Source organism: Candidatus Agathobaculum pullicola (assembly GCF_052117205.1).
GTDB lineage: Bacteria > Bacillota > Clostridia > Oscillospirales > Butyricicoccaceae > Agathobaculum > Agathobaculum pullicola.
On sequence record NZ_JBQKJP010000001.1, the window covers coordinates 25061 to 42591 of the forward strand.

A 17531-nucleotide genomic window follows, 5' to 3' on the forward strand; every position below is an offset into this window, starting at 1 on the left:
CCCATCACATATTTTTGAGCAGCGCGAGCTTGGCCTTTGCCAGCGCCAGCGCGTCGCCGCTGTCCTGCGGTGTATTCTCGGGTGGCTTGCCCGGCTCCATGGCCGCGCGGCGTGCCCTAAGTTCTGCGATATCCGGCAGGCCGCCCGCCGTTGCCAGCGCGCGGATTCCAGTCTGCGCGCACATGACCGCCTGCGCGGCGATCACGCCCTCGTCATCGTACAGCACCTCATCGACAAAGCCCGCCGCGATTGCGTCCTGCACCGGCAGCCACGTTTCCGCGCACAGCATCGCGTCCAGCTCGCTGCGCGTCTTTTTGCCCGCGCATTTCAGCTCGTAGGCATTCAGTACGCTCGCCTTGAAGCTGTTCAGCGCTGCAAGGCTTCGCTTGTGTTCAGTGCTGTCGCCCTCGGTGTGCAGGCTGGGCAGATGGATCATAAACTGCGCCACCGGCGACGCCCGCACCACGTCCGCGCCGATCGCCGCGACCGACATGGCCGACCCGGCCAGCGACTGGATCTCCACCTCGGTCGGGATAGTTGCCGCCTTGAGAATGGTGTAGATCTCATATCCGGCGAACATGTTGCCGCCGCCCGAGTTTACTTCGAGCGTCAGCGTCTCGCCCGCGGGGTTGTCCGCGATGGCCTGCCGCACGTCTTTGGGCGACACCACGCCAAAGCCGAAAAAGCGGTAGGTTTCCGCGTCGTCATCCGGCACGACATAGCCGTTCATCTGTGTTCTCACTCATTTCACCTCCCCGTGCACGATATGGCCGACGGTGTCCAGATTTTTCGTGATGAAGAAGTTCTGCCCAAGCCCGTCCGGCATGGGGTTCATCTCCTCCAGCGCGCGGCACTCGTCAAGGTTGTAAATGCCGCTGTACACCATCGTCTGATAGAATTTGCTGCGCGTCGCGTCGTCGCCGCGCATGAGCGCGGACACGTTGAAGCGCATGTAGCAGCCGTCCCGCAGCTCCTTATCCGTGTACAGCTTGTACGCCCACTCCTGTTCCCACATGGTCACATGGGGCACAAGGGCGTTGGTCACGAACACGAGCTGCTGCTGCTCGTTCGAGTTATAGCTTTGTTTGCCGCTTTGCAGCATGAATTCCGGGATACCGGTGAAGCGCGCGACCTCTGCAACCGAAAAGCCCCGGCTTTCAATAAACTGTGCATCGCTCTGGCTGATGCCGATTGGCGTGTACTTCATGCCCTTATCCACAACAGCCATTTTGTAAACCGAATCCATATCGCTTGCATAGCTTTGGAATGCCTTGCGCACCTTTTCCCGTGTCTGCGGTGTTGCATCCGATTCGATTTCCAGCACACCGGACAGCGCGCCGCCGCCTGCATAGAACTTGCGCAGATATTTCTGCGCCGCACGGTCGGTGGCGACGGTCTCGCGCGCCAGATCGAGCATGCCGCGACCGTGCTTGCCGTCGTAGGTCTCGAAGAAGCACAACAGCAGGTCGCCCGGCTGAAATTTGCGCGTCATGTCGTCCACGGTGAACGCATACCAGCTCTGGCCGGTGTCTCTGTCCCTCATGTACTGATAGCCCGCCGTTTGCAGCGGGTACAGCCCGGTCACGCGGCCGAGCGCGTCCCGCTCGATGTAGGCCGCGCCCAAACCGTGCCAAAAGGCTTGGCTCATCAGGATTTTTTTGCCCATCGCGGGGCTCATTGCGTCGTTCATGCGGCAGTGCAGCACATAGTCGAGGTCGTGACGGGTGTCCAGCTCCTGCCGCTCACCGCCTGCCTTGCGCCGCAGCGCGATCGGCAGCACGGACATGGAATCGGTCAGGATGCGGTGCGCCGCCGCAACCGGGGAAAGCTGCTCGGCGTTTGCGACCGCAATCTCTGGCGCGTCGTTGTCCAGCGAAAAGATACGCTCGATGCGGCGCAGCATGGCGTCGTAGTCCAGCTCGGTGTAGGTGACGCTGCTTGCCGCTGCCGCCTGACTTGCGATCATTTACGCCACCTCCCCGCGCCCGCGCGGGCGACCAGCAGACCGTACCAGATCAGGAACGCACCCGCTGCAGCCCAGCCCAGCGGCCTCCATACATGCGCCGCCGCAACAGTCAAACACGTTCCGCCCGCGATCAGCAGCAGGTCGTCCAGATACAGCCAAAGCAGGGTTTTCAGTTGTTTCAGCATAGGCTCCAATCCTCCGCTTGTACTTTTTCGTTGATGCTGGGGCCAGCGTCCAGCTTGCTCGTCGCAAAGGCGATAATCCAGCTGACCGTAATGTCGATGCGGCCGCGGCTGCGCTTTTTGTTCGGGTGGATGTTCTCGTTGCTGTCCGTATCGCACCGCACGTTCGCAAAGCACTGCCGCGCGGCCGTGTTGTGGACATGCAGCATCTCGTGCGTGCGGATCAGGTGCTCCATCTCCTTCATGGGCGGGCTGATGCTTTTCATGCTCTGCGGGATTTCCACGATCTGCGTGGATTTACCCGCCCCCGCGATCAGCGACGCCAAACGCTGTGTGATGGTAGTAGACAGCCACGGGTCAAAGCCGATGATCCGTAGGTCGTATATTTCGGCCGCCTGCATGATGGTGTCGATGACGTCCTCGTAGTCGATCACGTCCCCCGGACAGCCGCGGATGAAGCCCGCGCGAACCCAGTCCCGGTAGGGCGCGTGGTCGGCGCGCTCGCGCGCTTCGATGTCGTCCAGCGGTATCCAGCCGGTGAACAGTGCGACCCACTTGTCCAGCCCGTCCTGCGGCGGGAACAACAGCGTGAAGGCGGTAAGGTCGGTACTTTTCGACAGGTCGCCGCCGCCAAAGCACTTCTTGCCGCGCAGCAGGTTCACCGCTTCGCGCCAGCCCTTGCAGCCCTCCGGGTTCCACTGCGTCTTGTCGTAGATCGTGACCGGAATCCAGCCGACTGTGTGCGTGGCGATCCACTGGTTGAGCCGCAGCCAGCGGAACAGCCGCTCGGCGGCTTCGCTGCGCTTGGCTTCCTGCGCTTCGGCGCGGATGGTGGACAGCTTCACGGTCTTGCCGATGGACGGGTTGCAGCGCCGCCACAAGTCCTCGTCGTAGATGTTGATGCTCTTGAGTTCGTCCTCGTCCTCGATGAGGCCCAGCCCGTAGATGATCGGCAGCCAGCGCGGGTCGTCCATATCGCCCTCGCGGGCGCGACCTTCGCGGCAGCGCAGAATCGACAGCGCCTTTTCGTGGACCTCCCAACCGATGGATTTGCGGTCGGGGTCGTCGCCCGCCGTCGTCAGCACGATCCAGACCGGCATCTCGCGTGCGTCGCCCGCGCCGAACGTCATGACGTCCCACAGGTCGCGGTTCGGCTGCGCGTGCAGCTCGTCGAAGATGACGCAGCTGGGCTTGTAGCCGTGCTTGGAGTAAGCTTCGCTCGACAAAACCTTGAGCTTGCTGCCCGAAACCTTGTCGTAAATGGTCTTGGTGCTGTCCACGATGCGGCTGCGCTTCATGAGCGCGGGCGAGTGCTCGACCATCCACTTGGCGGCCGAATACACGATGCCCGCGTTGTCGCGGTCAGCGGCGACGACATACACCTCGCCGTTTACCTCGCCGTCCGCGTACAGGTGATACACACCGAGCGCCGCGGCAAGCTCCGATTTGCCGTTTTTCTTGGCAATCTCGAGATAGAGGTACTGATACCGCCGAATGTACCGCCCCGCGGGGTCGATTTCGTCGCCCTCGGACTCGACCATCTGGCCGTAGAACTCGGTGACGGCGTCGCGCTGCCAGTCCATAAGCCGGAACGGCGCGCCGTTCGAGCAGGTCAGGTATTCGATAAATTCACAGACAAACGACGCCGCCTCGGCGTCAAACATCGGCGCACCTCCTTCCGCTCCGGCGCTCTGACGGACGGGCGAGGGTTTCGCACCTCACCCAGCCGCCGAAAGGACAAATGAAAACACCCGAGCAGTTTTTACCGCCCGTCACAGCGCCGGAAAGTCATTCCTTTTGTCATTACTTTTTGTTGGTGTTCAATTTGGACACCGCTTTGCGTATCTTGAGATGCGGGCACTCCCGCACCTGCTCGACGCGACGCATGGTGCTTTCGCACACGCCGAACTTGTTGAGCATCGGGCAGAACAGGCTGCACATGATTTGCTTGCTCATCGGCTTACACCAACTTCACCGGATGCGACTGATGCTCCAGCAAGCAGTTGCAGTCGTTCACCAACAATTCCACCGATACGGTCGGGATTTTTCCCGCCTCGTGTGTAAATACAATCTTGCGGCACTGCTTCGAAATATCCGTCCCATTGAGAATAATCTTGCTGGTTCGCGCTCCCGTCGTCTCAATGGACAGCTTTGCGAAATCCGATTCCTTATCTGTCATGCTTGATGTCTCCTTTCCCGTCCCAGCATATCGTTTATCGGGTCGCCATCTGCCGGGTCTTCCGGCGGCTTGGGTACAACCAAACGGCAGCGGCTGGAAATCGTCAAGCCCAGATCGGCTGCCGCGCGGCTGCACTGGTTGAAATACCGCGTCTGCGTCTTGGAGAGATCTTCGAGCAGCGAAATCGCCTGATTGGCGATCGCGCGGTTGACCTGCTCGGTCACCGCCAGATACGCCTGCTCGGCCAGCAGGTAGCGCGCCAGACAGTCGTAGTCGATCTGCGCAAGGATGCCGATTGAAATGAGCTGCTTTGCCAGCGACCGGAACTTCTTGTGCAGGCTTTCTGGCAGGTAGGCCGGGGGCTTTATCCGTTTGCCCTTCGGCTTCGGCGCTTTGACATCAGCCGCACGCCGCGCCTCGGTTTCCGCTTTGGTTAGATGCTTGCGGCCATTCAGCACCACCAGATCAGTCGGCTGTCTCGGCCCTGCCATCGGCAGCACCCCCTTCCAGCAGCACCGCCGCATGGCCGGTCATCTGCTCCCAGCGACCGAGGATCACATCGCAGTTATGCGGCGACAGCTCCATCGCCCGGCACTTGCGGCCGTAGGTCTCGGCGGCCAGCACCGATGTACCAGAGCCACAGAACGGGTCGAGCACGATCTCGCCCTTGCGCGTGCTGTTGCGGATCTGTCGCGCGAACAGCTCCACCGGCTTCATGGTCGGGTGCTCGGCGCTCTCCTGCGGCTTTTCGCAGAAAAACACGGTGCCCTGCCCGTCTCCACCGTACCAGCGGTGCGACGCACGCGCGTCCCATCCGTACAGACAAGGCTCGTAGTCGTCCGCCTTGATCTCACCGCCGAGACACGGCTCATGCTGCCAGTTGTAGTCCTGACGGCCCAGCACAAACTGGTTTTTGACCCACACGAGATAGGAATGGACAGACAAACCTGCCGTCTCGCACGCCGCGAGAAACGCCTGCGTGCTGGCCGCACCATACCAGATGTAGAACGCCGCGCCCGGCAGCAGCGCGTCGCGCGCCGCGCAAAATGCATCGGTCAGGAACGCCCGAAACCGCTCGGCGGGCAGATTGTCGTTCGCAATCGTCAGATGCTCGGACGTGCCGCCGTGGTAATCGACGTTATAGGGCGGGTCGGTCAACAGCAGCGCCGCCCGCTCGCCCTGCATCAGCCGCTGCATGTCCTCCTTCTTGGTGGCGTCACCGCACAGCAGACGGTGTGTACCCAGCTGCCACAGGTCGCCCGGCTTGCACCGGTCAATTTCTGAACCCCCGTCGAGGACTCCGGGTGCGGCGTCACGCGCCAGCGCATCGGATAGGCGGTACTCGCCGAAACCGGTCAAGCGCAGATCAAAGCCCGCGTCGAACAGCTCCTGCAGACAGGCGTCCAGCAAGTTGTCATCCCAGCGGGACTTTTCCGCCAGCCGGTTGTCTGCGATCATGTATGCCTTGCGCTGCGCGGCCGTCAAGTGCTCAACGTAGACGCACGGAACAGATGAGACGCACTCGGCCAGCGCGGCCTCAACCACCGCATGTCCCGCGATAATGTTGTGATCCTGGTCAATCAACACCGGCGACACCACGCCGAACTCGCGCAGGCTGGCACGCAGCTCGCGGATCTGCCGCTGGGTATGTATCCGCGGATTGCCCGCAGACGGAATGAGCGCCGATGGGTCAAGCAGCTCCAGTTTGGTTGTCGTTTGCATGTATGTCACCTCGCTTTTACCCACTATGGGTGAATGGTTGACCACGGTTTTTTGTCCGTGGGGAAAAAATCTTACGCGGAGGGGGGCCTGCGGTCTTCCGCCCCCTGCCCCGAAACTTTCTTGGGGTGGGGGGAGGTTCGGGAAATCCACGGATTTCCCGCCGGATTCGCGCGCATCCTGCCCGCGCCGCGCCTGTCCGAGCGTCCAGCCAGTCAGCGCTTTCGACGCGCTGCTTTTGCCCGGCTTTCCGCGATGGTTTTGGCACTGTGGCACGAGTGGCACAGGCTTTGCAGATTGGTCGAATCGATAAACTTCGACCAGTCGCCGTCGTGCGGTTCGACATGGTCAACGTCGGTCGCGTACACCCGCAGGCCGCGCTTGGCACAGTCCCGGCAGAACGGCTCGCGTGCCAGCTGTTTGGGCCGAAGCTCATCCGTCCAGATGCGCAAGCTGTACCAACGGCGGTAGCTTTGGCTCTTTTCGCTGCGCCGCGCCGATTCTGGCGGGCGGTGCTTGTCGCAGTAGCCGCTGCGCACCAGCGTCGTGCAGCCCGGATGCAGGCACGGTCGCAGGGGTTTACTTGCCACGACGGTCACCCCGCATGGTGCGGATCGCCGACACGCCCTCGTAGATCATGCCGTCCAGCACGCCAACACGGTGCCACAGCCGACAGCGCAGCTCGGCACACGGTTCGGCCTTAGCCTGTTCCCGGAGAGCGTCGCGCCGCTGGCGCAGCGGGACGAGATTGCGCTCATACTCGTCTGCGATCTCGGCAATAGTTTTCATGGCACGCCCTCCTTTCGGGCAAATAAAAAGCGCCGACCGACCACACCCATTTCCGGGTTTGGTCAATCGGCACTTGGCACTTTGGCACTTGGCACTGGTGGAATATTCACGTATAACTGGCGCTTACAAGCTTTGCATCGTTGCGGCAGATTGTGCGCCGTGGTGTCCGGTTCAACCGGGAAAAGTTTCTTGCCACAATACGGGCAGCAGTACCAACCGTTCTTAATCATTGGCAACTCCTTATCTTTTAGTATACGCGTTTTTTCGATTTTGTCGAGGTGGTTTTAGCTTTTTCTCCATGCCCCTGTCATATGTTACAGACCATTCCAAGTCAGCAACTACGCGCGTGCGTGCGCGTAGATTTTCATTGTTTTCCCTCTTTGGTTTCTTCTTCGGCATCATGTACTTGAGATAGCGACAGGACGCATAATCATTTCGTTTGATGCCGCTGTCATCAATCACCTGCACGCCGGGCGGCGGGTCAATCATTGCCGCATCGTCTACCCATTGATATGTAACGGTTGGGCGCGCAAGGTTGCGGCTGCCGACAAACTGCTTTTTGCCGTTGAGACTGGCCTCCCGCCGCTCCTTGGTAAAGTAACCGGCCCAAACGTCATACCCGCGCTCCTCGATATAGTTGAGCTGGATGTCATCACCCCAGACCCACAAGGACTTGATCAGTTCAAGGTCACCGCCGATGGCGTTGAGGATCAGATGCACATGCGGCCGGTGGTCGCCGTGCCGCCCTTCGAGGATATAGATGTACTTTAGTTCCGGCAAGCCGCGCGCTTTTCGGTAGGCGCGCAGCTGGGCGAACACCTTGCCGAGCCGCCGCCGGGTGACTTGCGGACTGGCTGGAAGATCTTCGTCCCGATAGGTTAGCGAGAACACCAAATCGTCCGGCTCGAAATTCGCGGCCATCAGCAGCTCCAGCTTGCGCTGCGCTGTATTACAATTGGTCTGCGCGATCTGCCCGGCTGTCACCTCGCGGATGCGTTTGCGCTCTTGCTGCGTTGCGTTCGGTCGCGGTACGGTGTAGATCACATCCCACACCAAGCGCCCCGCGCGAATGGTTTTTCGTCGTTTCATTGTCCCTCCGTGTTCAAATTGGACACCGGTTGAAACGGGTGCAGGGAGGCCGCAGCCTCCTATACCCGTTTTGATGATTTTTCAGAATATCCGCAGATTTCGGATTTGTCAAGAGCGATTATTTTATTTACCCATGCAGGCCCACTTCAATACAGCATTTTCATTCCGCTCTCTCCATTTGTAAAAACAAATTCTCTTGAGCCGTATATATCGCAAATCGGTCTTCCTGCGCCTTGAAATAGTCGGAGTCAATCTCACACCCGACAAAATCAAGACCTGCATCATAAGCGGCGATACGGCTTGAACCGCTACCGAGGTGCGTGTCAAGAATTTTGTCGCCGGGCTTTGCGTACCGGCTGAATATCCATGCATACAGCGCAATCGGCTTTTCACATGGATGGATGCGAAATTGATGATTTTTCCCTTGCCGTTCCTGCCGCATTCCAGCCCACAAATACTTAAACTTTCTTACAGCTCCCGGAAAACTTGTCCATGCAAGTTCACAATCTGCATAATTCGTATCGCCATTGTTTTTATCCCACACAAGCCAACATGAAGCATTTTTGCCAAATGCAGCTATAAAGTGGTTTGCTCCCCAAATCACTTGATGTTTTGACACACGAAAGAGCTCCGCAAAATACTCCTCCGTTGGCGGATCATCACACACTGGTTTATAATCTATTCGTTTGGCTAACTTTGCACGGCTTCCAGACTTTGCACCATTTTCGCCTATACCGTACATAGGATCAACACAAGCTAAATCAAACGCCTTGTCCGGTAATGTCCGCATGTACTCCATGCAATCCATATTGTAAGCCATGTTCATTTAGTGGGTTTCGCCTCCTCTCTACTGATCCGCTCTAACTCGATCACCCACACCCAAGGGTTATCCTCCCAGTAGTACGGCTGCCTCTTAAATTTGTTCGGGTGCCTTTGGACTGCGTTATTCCAAACTTCAACAAACTTCGTGAACATCGGCCCTCTTAGGTCCATTCCTTCCATCTCGGCATCTTTCAGTGTCAGCTCTTGCAGACGCTCAACCCGCACACCGGTCACCCGCAGGAAGATGCGAGCAGCTTCGTGGGGCATATTTTCGTTCGGCCTCCATCCCGGCTTGCGTTGCGCCCGACGCATCATATCGTATCGGTCGGCTGAAAAATGAATATCTGCATACGAACCATCGGCCTTATACTGGACACGACCGCTCCCGACAATATTGGACAAGTAGTCAACTCGAAATGTCTCCCGCACCCAAAGCATGTCACTGGGCTGGTATGGCGCGCGATTATACAGGCTATGCCCAAGCATCACAGGAACGGACAGCACGCTGTCGCTCCACGCTGCGCCACCCAGTTTCCAAAGATGGCCGTCCAGCACCGGCTGCGGCTTCACCACCCGCCGCGTAACCGTCTTTCGACCTTCCAGCAGCGCGCGCACCATTTCGGTGTTAAACAGAATTGGCTTTAGGCTCATTTCATTTTCACTCCCATCAACTTCGCCCACTGCTTATTCGCGGCGCGAGACTCAGCCAGCGCAGCATCGGCCTGTTTCAAAACGTCCATCGGTACATCCGTGAGCGGCATACCCTCATACAGTTTCATCAGTTCAATATACCGCTGGGATGCGTCGCGTGCGGTTTTCACCAGCTGATCCGCACGGTCAAACCGCTCCTGTTCTTTTTCATATTCCAGATCTCTGAGTGCAAGGCGCAGATTGCGGTCGGACAAATCATATTTACACATCGTTTTGATGATCCAGAGTAAGTCAGCCTTTGTGCAGTCGGACAGCTTCATTTACTACCCTCCTCCGGCGGCAGCTCGGCCGACCACCAGTACACCGTAATAGTCATCGGGCAATCCGGCATCTCAGGCATACACCATTTACCATCACGATAGACATAAACCGAAAGATAGCCGTTAGATTTGCTCACCAACACCTTCTGCCCCTCTTCTGGCTTCTCGGCCGGGTACGGGTGCCAGACCGGCGCGGGCTGCGGGGCGGCTGCCTGCTGCACCGGCTCGGTATACGCCTCATCGTCCGGGTGGATCGTCCAGCGGACAACCTCATCCCACGACACTACCGAATCGTCGATTTCGCCGCCGAGGAATTTTCCCTCATCGGTAAACCCGTCTTTGTCCTGCGCAATGATGCGCGCACCGTCCGGCGGCTGCACATCAGGCGAAAACCACGCCGCACACGGCAGACCCGTTTCCTTGCCCGTGACGATGATCTTGTCATGCGCTTTGATCTCGCTTTCCGAGATATGCGGCGTTTCCGACTTTGGCTCGGCGACCGCCTGCTGCATCTGCTTGTCCAGCTGGCGCAGCGCCTGCGCCTCGGGCGCGGAATCTTCCTCGGGCGGTGCGATCTTGCCGCTCTCCACCATGCCGCGCAGCCGCTGCACAATCTGCGACCACGACAACTTGCCGTGAAACGGTTTTTTGACTTCCAGCCCGCTGATTGTGAGGACATACTGCACGCCTTCCGAATCGCCGCCCATGTATCCGCGAAAAACCAGCGCATCCTTGACTTCCTCTATCAACCATCTCACCGTCATGAACTGGCTGTCATGCAGAACGCGGTACAGCGCGGCTTCGTGTCCTTGGGCAATATGCCGCAGCAGGAACGCATCGACCACGCCGTCCGACACTGTCGGCTTATCTCGCGCGGCCTTGACGTCCTGCGCGCGGACGGTCTCGCCGCGTGCGAGCCGCTGCTCGAACTCCTCTTGTACCTTCTTGGAGCTGTGCGCCAGCTCATCCGCGACCGACTCGCCGATCTGTTCGCGCCGCAGCGCGTCCAGCAGCGCGGGCGACAGATTTTTATGGATGTACTGCATACGGTGGACGGCGGACGCGCTCTCATTCGTCTGCTCCGCGAGGTGGTCACGCAGGCGGCCGGGTAATTCTACGCCGCGCTCCTTCATGCTGCGCAGCGCCTTCTCCAGACGGATCACGGCCTCCATCTTTTCGTAGTAGGTCAGCTCGCGGCTGGTCAGGTTGGACTGGATCAGCGCGACCATTTCGCTGTCCTCGCCGTCGTAATTTTTGATGATGCAGGGCGCGTCCTTACGTCCCAGTAGCTCCAGCGCCTTGCGGCGGCGGTGTCCGGCAACAATGCGGTACTTGCCCTCCCCTGCTGCGCACACGGTCAGCGGGCTGTACAGCCCGTTCAGCTCGATATCGTCTGCCAACTCCTGCACATCCTCGACTGTGAAAAAGTTATGTTCGTTCACAATCAGCTGCGACAGCGGGATCTGGACGACCTGCATGTCGGACGTGTCCAATTTGAACACATCATGCGCGACCATCGCGCCGACGTTAACTTTCCGCGCCATCTGCGCCACCTCCCAGATACTCACGTACCCACGCGCGGTAGTCGCGCGCGGCGGCCGAGGTCGGCGACCACTGGCAGACCGGCTCACGCGCAAACGTGCTTTCGTCCACCTTGTCCGTGCGGCGGATGCGGGTCTGGAACACCGGCACGGGACAGTGCTCCCGCAGCCAGTCCTCGCCCTGCCGAACCACGTCCGCGTTGTGCCACATGGTCAGCAGTACACCCACCTGCACCGCGCCGTTGACGCGCCGGATGCTGTCAATCTGGCGCAGCAGCTCGGCCATGCCGTCGATCTCGAACGCGCCCGGTTTTACCGGAATAACGATATCGCTCGACGCTGCCACCGCGCTGATCGACGCGACCGAGAACGCGGGCGGGCAGTCGATCACAAGATAATCATAGGCATCGTCCTCGATGACTGCGTCGCGCAGGTCGGTAAGTACGCGCAGCGCACGGTCGCGCGGCGTGCCGCCCTGCACATCGTCCGGCAGGCTGCCGTCGAGGTCGAGCGCCGCGAGCGACATGTCCGCCGGAATGACGTCCAGCCCGCGGTAAATCGTGTGCTGGATAAGGTCGGCATAGCACAGGCACATGCCCTCAAACAGGTCGGCCAGCGTGCCCGGCTCGGCCGGGATGCGGTAAAACCGCGAGGCGTTGCCCTGATGGTCCGCGTCGATCAGCAGCACGCGCGCATTGTACTCGGTGGCGAGGATCGCCGCGAGGTTGACTGCCGTCACCGTTTTGCCGACGCCGCCTTTCAAATTCACAATGCTGATGGTTTTCATTTGACTTCACCGCCTTCCTGCCGTTTTGCCGTCTCGAGCACCGTCCCGTCGGCACAAACACGACCAACCCAAGACAACAGCACATTCCCGTCCCCAATACGCCCGTATGTGTTATAGAGCGCGGCGAGCAGCTCGATCAGGTCGCCTTCAAACTCTATTCCCGTCTTTGCATCCACATTGACGGATACAAACGGGCCGATTACTGCTGCTTTCAGCATGGTTCGTCCTCCCCATATTCCCGGTCGTATTCCTCCGGCGTTATCAGGCGGCAGTCAGCCGGGGTGTACAGCTTGTCAAGGCAGGTCAGCCGCAGCACTTCTTCCACCTTGATCTCCTTCATGAAATCTCGGTATTCTGCGCCGGTCATTTCCTCGGCGTCCTCGTTGCCCAGCGTCAGGCAGACGCCCGCCGGGAACGGTGTGCCCAAATCATCTTGCCCGAGGCCTTGCACCTCAAGGCAGAGACGAATCTTTTTCATCTTGCTCATGTATATACCTCCGTTTTCGTCACGCGGATGCGTCGTTTTTCTTCTCCATTTTCTTGATCTGCCGGGCGGCGGCAAGCTGCCCGTCCATGTATTCCGCAAAATTCTGTGTCGAGCCGTCAAACGCGAGCGAAAAGTCTCCCAGCCGTCCCTCTTTGTTCTTGAGCACCCGCAGCTTGCGGTCATCCATGGGCGCGTCCTCGTCCGGGTCGATGTACAGCGCAAGCACCGCGTCCGCGTCCTGCTCGATCTGGCCTGACTCACGCAGATCAGCCAGCGTAGGTGTCGCGTCCGCGCGATCCGTGCTGGCGCGGTTGAGCTGACTGAGCGCCACGACCAGAATGCCGTGCGCCTGCGCCATCTCGTGCAGCGCAAGCGAAATGTTGGTCACCTGTTCGGTGCGGTTTCGACCGGCCGCACGAATGAGCTGCAAATAGTCGACGAACACGACCCGGTGCTGCCGCGCCAGCGCGGTGGACAGAATATCCTGCACGCCCCAACCGGACGCAGGAATCAGTTCCAGCTGGATTTCCGTGACATCCTTTTTCCACTTAACCGCGCGTTCCCACTCTTCAGGCGTCATTTCGCGGCGGTTGATATGGCCGAAGTCGATGATACAGCGGCTCGCAACCAATCGGTTGGTCAGCTTGGCGGTACTGGTCTCAAGACTGTAAAAGCCGACCTTGTCCTGCCGCCCCATGTGTGACGCCATCTGCAAGGCGAGCGCGGTTTTGCCCGCGGACGGCCGCCCGGCAACGATCACGAAATCGCCGTAATCTGTATACAGCCGTCGGTCAAGCTTGTCAAAGCCCCAGCTGATGAAGCGGCGCTTCTCGCCCTGCTCGCTGAAAAACTGCACAAGAGCCTGCTGCATGGTCACGACCTGTGTGCGGTTCTTTTCGCTCAAAATCTCGCCTGCCTGTCCGAGCAGATCGCGCGCCTTGTCGCTTGTGCGCACCTCTGCAAGCTCGGCGGCGAGTGCCTGTAGCCGGGTGACGCGCGTCTGCTCCTGCATGGCGGATATGTAAGTGCGCCAGCCAAACGAAGTCGGTGTGATGTCCATGCACTGCATCAGCAGGTCGTTATACTCCGCGCCGCACAGGCCGCGGATCGTGACCGCGTCCACCGGCCGCCCGGCGCCAAACAGCTTGACCGCGGCATTGTACACCGTGCGCAGCTCGGGAACGGTGAAGTCCTCCGGCCGCGTGCGGTACAGCAATTCGCCCGCAATCGACGGGTCAACCAGCAGACAGCCGATCACGCTGTATTCTGCATCGAGTGTCGCTTTTACCAATGCTCATACCTCCGTTCCTCTTTGGTCGGTGCAGACGATTTGGGCGGCGTGGCGCTGCCGCCGTACTTGCCCTCGAGCACCTTGACAATGTTGTTCTCGTCCAGCAGCCAGTCGAAGTCAACGCGCCAGCCTGTCTTGTTTTTGCCCCGGCAGAACTCGCTCGACTGCGCGATGCGGAATGCGTTCTCCAGCTGCTCAGGCGTGATGCCTTTCTTGAACAGCGCGCGCACACTGCGCTGCCGCTTGTCGGTCAGTCGGATGCAAGGCGGCAGATCAACGCAAATCTGATTGTACAGCTCCATGGCCTGCCGCGGCGTCAGCTTATTTTCCTGCTGCCCGTCCTTATTTGCGTCTTGCTTATTCTTATTTGCCTGTAGTACTATATGTGTCTTATATTGTTCATCTAATGTTTCCCCCGTGGGGGACAGGTTGTCCCCGTGCGGGGACACCGTTTCACCGCTGGGGGACGGGGGTGCGTCCCCGGTGGGGGACACCGTTTCCCCCGTGGGGGACACCGTTTCCCTGAACGGGGAAACGCCTATTTTTTCCGCAATCACCGTGTAAGACAGCGTCGTGTCCTTGGGGTCTTTGGAGAGCTTGGCGGTCAGGATCAGACCAGCGTCGCGCAGTCGGTTGACCGTGTTTTCGAGCTCCCTCTTCGTCCACGGGAAAATGCGAGTCAGGCCGCGCAGGCTGTTGTACGACCAGTACCGCCCCTCGTGGTAGTTATGCTCATTGGCCGCGTTTTTCTCGCACCACGTCCAGAGCGCATACAGGAAGATCGCCTCACGGTCGCCGCCGATTTTCTCATCCCTTAGCCAGCGGCTCAGTTCGGTGTTCAGGATAAAGTTCACGCATTGCCGCCTCCCTTCTCGGACAGAACGCGCAGCACCGCTATCAGCTCGCGCAAGGCGTCGCATAGGTTTTCCAGCTCGACAGCCATCCCCTGCGCGGCACAGTCACAGCGGGGCCGCGCCTGTATCACGCCCATTTTACGCAGCACATACAGCCGATCTTGCACATCTTTCCTTCTGTTCCCTATTTTGTCGGCAATCTCTCCGATGTTCAGTCCTTGCTTATAGAGCATAGCGAGACGTTTGTCCTGCGTTTTTGTCCACACATGATGCGTAGGAATCTGGACAGTGCGAACTGACGAATGCTTTTCCCATGGTTTCCTTACTGGCAATCCGAGCGCACGCTGTATATCCTCCACGTTACAGAAATATAACCCAGCCAATACATAGACCTGCTCATCAGGATCAGCAGCACGACGGTAACTGTCGCGAATCTCAGCCAGTGTTTTCGGCGAAAACGTTCTCACCTGCGCCACCGCCTTTCCATCGGTTGGGTGAGCCTGTCCACCAGCATGCCAAGGGCGAGGCAGGCGCAGCCCACCCCGAGCATGGCAAGGATGGCGTAGATCATACCGCCACCTCCCCCGCTAACGGCTCTCGCAGTTCTGTTTCCGCCCGCTCAATCGAGCTGCGCAAATGCGTGACAAATCAGTCCCACAGCAGTAGTTGCGCGGCCAAATCAAAGGATAGTCCCATTTCCGCAGCTAACGCCGCAACGCGCGGCTCCAGATCCTCCGGGATCTCAAATTTCACCTCTACGAGTTTCATGTTTTCCTCTTTCCCCCGGCGCGGCCCTCTTGACAGCGCCGGGCTTTTCCGGTATCCTTTAAGTACAGTTATTTGATTTGCGCTCAGTCGCGGTTGCCGCCGCACTGGGCGCTTTCCTTTTGCTGTTTTGCCATTTCCGCGCGCATGAAGATATTCGCGGCGACCTCCTTCATGTGATCGACGCACTTCTTGTGCTCTTCGACGTTGGACTTAGGAACGGTATCCTCGGTATCGTAGATCTGGCAGACAGCTTTGCGGCCGCTTTTCAGCGTGAATTCCTGCTCCATGACCAGCCTGCGTGTTTTGTTTGCCATAAGCGCACCTCCTCTGGGTATTGTATTCATCATGGCTTGGTCACTTTTCCACTTGCGTCAGACTGGCGATCCACGCCATTTCGGTCAAGTAAGCCCGGCGCAGCATACGCCCAAGAATGGCCTGAAACTTTGGGAACTCCTCGTCGTCAATCTTGCGGTCGAGCGCGATCCGCGCCAGCTCGTATGCGTCCCGGCGCTCTTGTTCCCTGTCTTCGGCCTCTAAGCCTACCTCGAGCGCCAGCTGCTGCAATTCCACATCGCTCTCCGGGCGATGCCATACACAGCCCAACGGACAGCGGTTGCAATAATACCCATGCAGCCATGGCGCACGGTACACTTCAGCCATCTGCGCCACTTTCTCCGGTGACGGCTCCCGGCTCTCCTGCTCAATATCCTGCAAACACCGCACCGACCAGCCCAAACGCTCCGCTGCGGCTTCCTGCGTCAGACCCGCACCCTCACGGGCAGCCTGATACTTATTCTGGTATTCCTTCATCGTGGTGCTTCCCTCCTTTTCGTGATATAATGCGGGCATAGTAGATCAATCCTTGCTTTGCGGCTCAAACCCACCGAATGACGGCCCGGACTCCAAAAGCCGCCGGATATAGTCCACCACAGCAATCGCTTGAAGGTGGGTAAAGCCTGCGCTTTTCGCCTGCTCCAGCAGCGACTGCGCGATCAGTGCGACACGATCACGGCCTGCCGTATCCAGCAGCGCGTTTCGCTCAGCATGCGACAGCTCGAGCTTCATGCCGCATCAACCTTCCTCTCCAGTAAGACAGCTCCTCTTCCATAAAGGCTGGGTTATCCGAGATCCAAGAAACCACTTCCAACATAACAAGAGTTTCTTCATCAGGTACATCCTCAAGAATATCAGCTATCCCCTGCATAATCTCAAACACATCTTGCGAGGGATAAGTGTCCCCACCATTTCTTTCGACCAGCTCCATTTCGACTGCTTCCTCAACGTGTTCACCGTCGCACAGCAGATCATACAGATCGTACATTTCCTTCGGGTGCGCAGCGCAAACGCCCAGTGCGTAATCTTTCATTGCACTCATGATTTTTCTTCCTTTCCAGTTTCTCTATTGCGGTAGATTAAACACTCATATAGAACTGCGCGCCGTAACCTCTCGATAAGGGCTATTGCCTGCACTTCTGAAATCTCTTTATCTCGAAATGCAGTCATTAGAGGTTTGGCTACTGATGACTGAATCTCTTTCGGAATAGTGTTACAGATTTCGATAATATCACCATCCGTTAGCTCAATTCGCATTATCTGTCTCCTTTCTGGCGTTTTTCTTTTCCCTGTGGTAAAATTCAGGGGAAAGGTGTGATTATATGCTTAGCAAAGACTCGCGCAAGATTCTCAAGCATTTCGTATGTCATAAGCCTAACTACATTTTTGTCGATACCCTGCAAGCTGAATTGCCAAACATAGATATTAGCTATCAGATTGACTATCTTTATCCACAATATTTAGATCGTTCCATGCAACAGCATCCAGATCGAAATGAACTGGTTGGCGTTTACCGCATTAACCCAGATGGCGAGGCAGCATTGGAAGAACGTTATGAAATGGAATTGCGCTACAAAATTACAACCGGCATTGCCGTTGCTGCTCTAATCGTTGCTATTATTGCATTATTCGTGTAATCAACGAAACACTCGAAAGAAGTAGAGCGACAATAGATAGTCCCAGCGGGAAAAATGGATGCTTGTATGGTGCATCTTCAATTTCCTCGAGAATTTTACTGATGAGTTTCTTCATT

At 58.2% G+C, this 17531-nt stretch carries 27 protein-coding genes; 1 reads left to right on the top strand and 26 read right to left on the bottom strand.

What is annotated here, in order from left to right:
* Positions 1-4 precede the first annotated feature (4 nt).
* The 26 genes from ACTQ3V_RS00155 to ACTQ3V_RS00280 all read right to left on the bottom strand — a co-directional run bounded on the left by ACTQ3V_RS00155 (position 5) and on the right by ACTQ3V_RS00280 (position 17035).
* The gene (locus tag ACTQ3V_RS00155) at positions 5-742 is read right to left on the bottom strand and encodes a Clp protease ClpP (RefSeq protein WP_441465734.1); all 738 of its coding nucleotides are present in this window, start codon (positions 740-742) and stop codon (positions 5-7) included.
* Positions 743-1966 carry a phage portal protein gene (locus ACTQ3V_RS00160; protein WP_441465735.1) on the bottom strand — a complete coding sequence of 408 codons (1224 nt, stop codon included), beginning with the start codon at positions 1964-1966 and terminating at the stop codon, positions 743-745.
* Entirely contained in the window at positions 1963-2151 is a 189-nt protein-coding gene (locus tag ACTQ3V_RS00165) for a hypothetical protein (protein ID WP_441465736.1), read from the bottom strand. Before ACTQ3V_RS00165 ends, ACTQ3V_RS00160 begins: the two co-directional genes overlap by 4 nt.
* Positions 2145-3812, bottom strand: coding sequence for a terminase large subunit (locus tag ACTQ3V_RS00170; RefSeq protein WP_441465737.1), 1668 nt, complete (start codon positions 3810-3812; stop codon positions 2145-2147). Before ACTQ3V_RS00170 ends, ACTQ3V_RS00165 begins: the two co-directional genes overlap by 7 nt.
* A gap of 139 nt (positions 3813-3951) precedes the next feature.
* Complete coding sequence (locus ACTQ3V_RS00175) at positions 3952-4104, bottom strand: hypothetical protein (protein ID WP_441465738.1); 153 nt, start codon at positions 4102-4104, stop codon at positions 3952-3954.
* 4 nt (positions 4105-4108) lie between these two features.
* Positions 4109-4327, bottom strand: coding sequence for a hypothetical protein (locus ACTQ3V_RS00180; protein ID WP_441465739.1), 219 nt, complete (start codon positions 4325-4327; stop codon positions 4109-4111).
* On the bottom strand, positions 4324-4818 hold the full coding sequence (locus ACTQ3V_RS00185; protein ID WP_441465740.1) for a phage terminase small subunit P27 family: 495 nt from the start codon (positions 4816-4818) through the stop codon (positions 4324-4326). Before ACTQ3V_RS00185 ends, ACTQ3V_RS00180 begins: the two co-directional genes overlap by 4 nt.
* Positions 4793-6049, bottom strand: coding sequence for a site-specific DNA-methyltransferase (locus ACTQ3V_RS00190; RefSeq protein ID WP_441465741.1), 1257 nt, complete (start codon positions 6047-6049; stop codon positions 4793-4795). The genes ACTQ3V_RS00185 and ACTQ3V_RS00190 overlap by 26 nt, the downstream gene beginning before the upstream one ends.
* Before the next feature lie 212 nt (positions 6050-6261).
* Positions 6262-6636, bottom strand: a complete 375-nt coding sequence (locus ACTQ3V_RS00195) for a DUF8602 domain-containing protein (RefSeq protein WP_441465742.1) — start codon at positions 6634-6636, stop codon at positions 6262-6264.
* Entirely contained in the window at positions 6626-6835 is a 210-nt protein-coding gene (locus tag ACTQ3V_RS00200; protein ID WP_441465743.1) for a hypothetical protein, read from the bottom strand. The genes ACTQ3V_RS00195 and ACTQ3V_RS00200 overlap by 11 nt, the downstream gene beginning before the upstream one ends.
* A 240-nt stretch (positions 6836-7075) precedes the next feature.
* On the bottom strand, positions 7076-7924 hold the full coding sequence (locus ACTQ3V_RS00205) for a rolling circle replication-associated protein (RefSeq protein WP_441465744.1): 849 nt from the start codon (positions 7922-7924) through the stop codon (positions 7076-7078).
* A gap of 160 nt (positions 7925-8084) precedes the next feature.
* Entirely contained in the window at positions 8085-8750 is a 666-nt protein-coding gene (locus ACTQ3V_RS00210; RefSeq protein ID WP_297274533.1) for a DNA methyltransferase, read from the bottom strand.
* Entirely contained in the window at positions 8747-9397 is a 651-nt protein-coding gene (locus ACTQ3V_RS00215; RefSeq protein WP_441465745.1) for a hypothetical protein, read from the bottom strand. Before ACTQ3V_RS00215 ends, ACTQ3V_RS00210 begins: the two co-directional genes overlap by 4 nt.
* The gene (locus tag ACTQ3V_RS00220; RefSeq protein ID WP_441465746.1) at positions 9394-9717 is read right to left on the bottom strand and encodes a hypothetical protein; all 324 of its coding nucleotides are present in this window, start codon (positions 9715-9717) and stop codon (positions 9394-9396) included. Before ACTQ3V_RS00220 ends, ACTQ3V_RS00215 begins: the two co-directional genes overlap by 4 nt.
* The gene (locus ACTQ3V_RS00225) at positions 9714-11261 is read right to left on the bottom strand and encodes a ParB/RepB/Spo0J family partition protein (protein ID WP_441465747.1); all 1548 of its coding nucleotides are present in this window, start codon (positions 11259-11261) and stop codon (positions 9714-9716) included. The genes ACTQ3V_RS00220 and ACTQ3V_RS00225 overlap by 4 nt, the downstream gene beginning before the upstream one ends.
* Positions 11245-12045: a ParA family protein gene (locus tag ACTQ3V_RS00230; protein WP_441465748.1), complete on the bottom strand. Its 801-nt coding sequence runs from the start codon at positions 12043-12045 to the stop codon at positions 11245-11247. The genes ACTQ3V_RS00225 and ACTQ3V_RS00230 overlap by 17 nt, the downstream gene beginning before the upstream one ends.
* Positions 12042-12263 carry a hypothetical protein gene (locus ACTQ3V_RS00235; protein ID WP_441465749.1) on the bottom strand — a complete coding sequence of 74 codons (222 nt, stop codon included), beginning with the start codon at positions 12261-12263 and terminating at the stop codon, positions 12042-12044. The genes ACTQ3V_RS00230 and ACTQ3V_RS00235 overlap by 4 nt, the downstream gene beginning before the upstream one ends.
* The gene (locus tag ACTQ3V_RS00240) at positions 12257-12532 is read right to left on the bottom strand and encodes a hypothetical protein (protein ID WP_441465750.1); all 276 of its coding nucleotides are present in this window, start codon (positions 12530-12532) and stop codon (positions 12257-12259) included. Before ACTQ3V_RS00240 ends, ACTQ3V_RS00235 begins: the two co-directional genes overlap by 7 nt.
* Positions 12533-12551: 19 nt before the next feature.
* Positions 12552-13823 (bottom strand): replicative DNA helicase, encoded by a 1272-nt coding sequence (locus ACTQ3V_RS00245; RefSeq protein ID WP_441465751.1) that lies wholly within the window; start codon positions 13821-13823, stop codon positions 12552-12554.
* Positions 13817-14677, bottom strand: a complete 861-nt coding sequence (locus ACTQ3V_RS00250) for a hypothetical protein (RefSeq protein ID WP_441465752.1) — start codon at positions 14675-14677, stop codon at positions 13817-13819. The genes ACTQ3V_RS00245 and ACTQ3V_RS00250 overlap by 7 nt, the downstream gene beginning before the upstream one ends.
* A complete protein-coding gene (locus tag ACTQ3V_RS00255) occupies positions 14674-15144 on the bottom strand; it encodes a hypothetical protein (protein ID WP_441465753.1) in 471 nt (156 codons plus the stop codon). Before ACTQ3V_RS00255 ends, ACTQ3V_RS00250 begins: the two co-directional genes overlap by 4 nt.
* A 384-nt stretch (positions 15145-15528) precedes the next feature.
* The gene (locus ACTQ3V_RS00260) at positions 15529-15759 is read right to left on the bottom strand and encodes a hypothetical protein (RefSeq protein WP_441465754.1); all 231 of its coding nucleotides are present in this window, start codon (positions 15757-15759) and stop codon (positions 15529-15531) included.
* Between the two features lie 40 nt (positions 15760-15799).
* Positions 15800-16294: a helix-turn-helix domain-containing protein gene (locus ACTQ3V_RS00265; RefSeq protein ID WP_441465755.1), complete on the bottom strand. Its 495-nt coding sequence runs from the start codon at positions 16292-16294 to the stop codon at positions 15800-15802.
* 6 nt (positions 16295-16300) lie between these two features.
* A complete protein-coding gene (locus tag ACTQ3V_RS00270; RefSeq protein ID WP_441465756.1) occupies positions 16301-16510 on the bottom strand; it encodes a hypothetical protein in 210 nt (69 codons plus the stop codon).
* Positions 16485-16820, bottom strand: a complete 336-nt coding sequence (locus tag ACTQ3V_RS00275; RefSeq protein ID WP_441465757.1) for a hypothetical protein — start codon at positions 16818-16820, stop codon at positions 16485-16487. Before ACTQ3V_RS00275 ends, ACTQ3V_RS00270 begins: the two co-directional genes overlap by 26 nt.
* Positions 16817-17035: a hypothetical protein gene (locus ACTQ3V_RS00280; protein WP_441465758.1), complete on the bottom strand. Its 219-nt coding sequence runs from the start codon at positions 17033-17035 to the stop codon at positions 16817-16819. Before ACTQ3V_RS00280 ends, ACTQ3V_RS00275 begins: the two co-directional genes overlap by 4 nt.
* A 65-nt stretch (positions 17036-17100) precedes the next feature.
* Between ACTQ3V_RS00280 and ACTQ3V_RS00285 the strand changes: the two genes are divergently transcribed.
* Positions 17101-17415, top strand: a complete 315-nt coding sequence (locus ACTQ3V_RS00285) for a hypothetical protein (RefSeq protein ID WP_441465759.1) — start codon at positions 17101-17103, stop codon at positions 17413-17415.
* Positions 17416-17531: the final 116 nt, after the last annotated feature.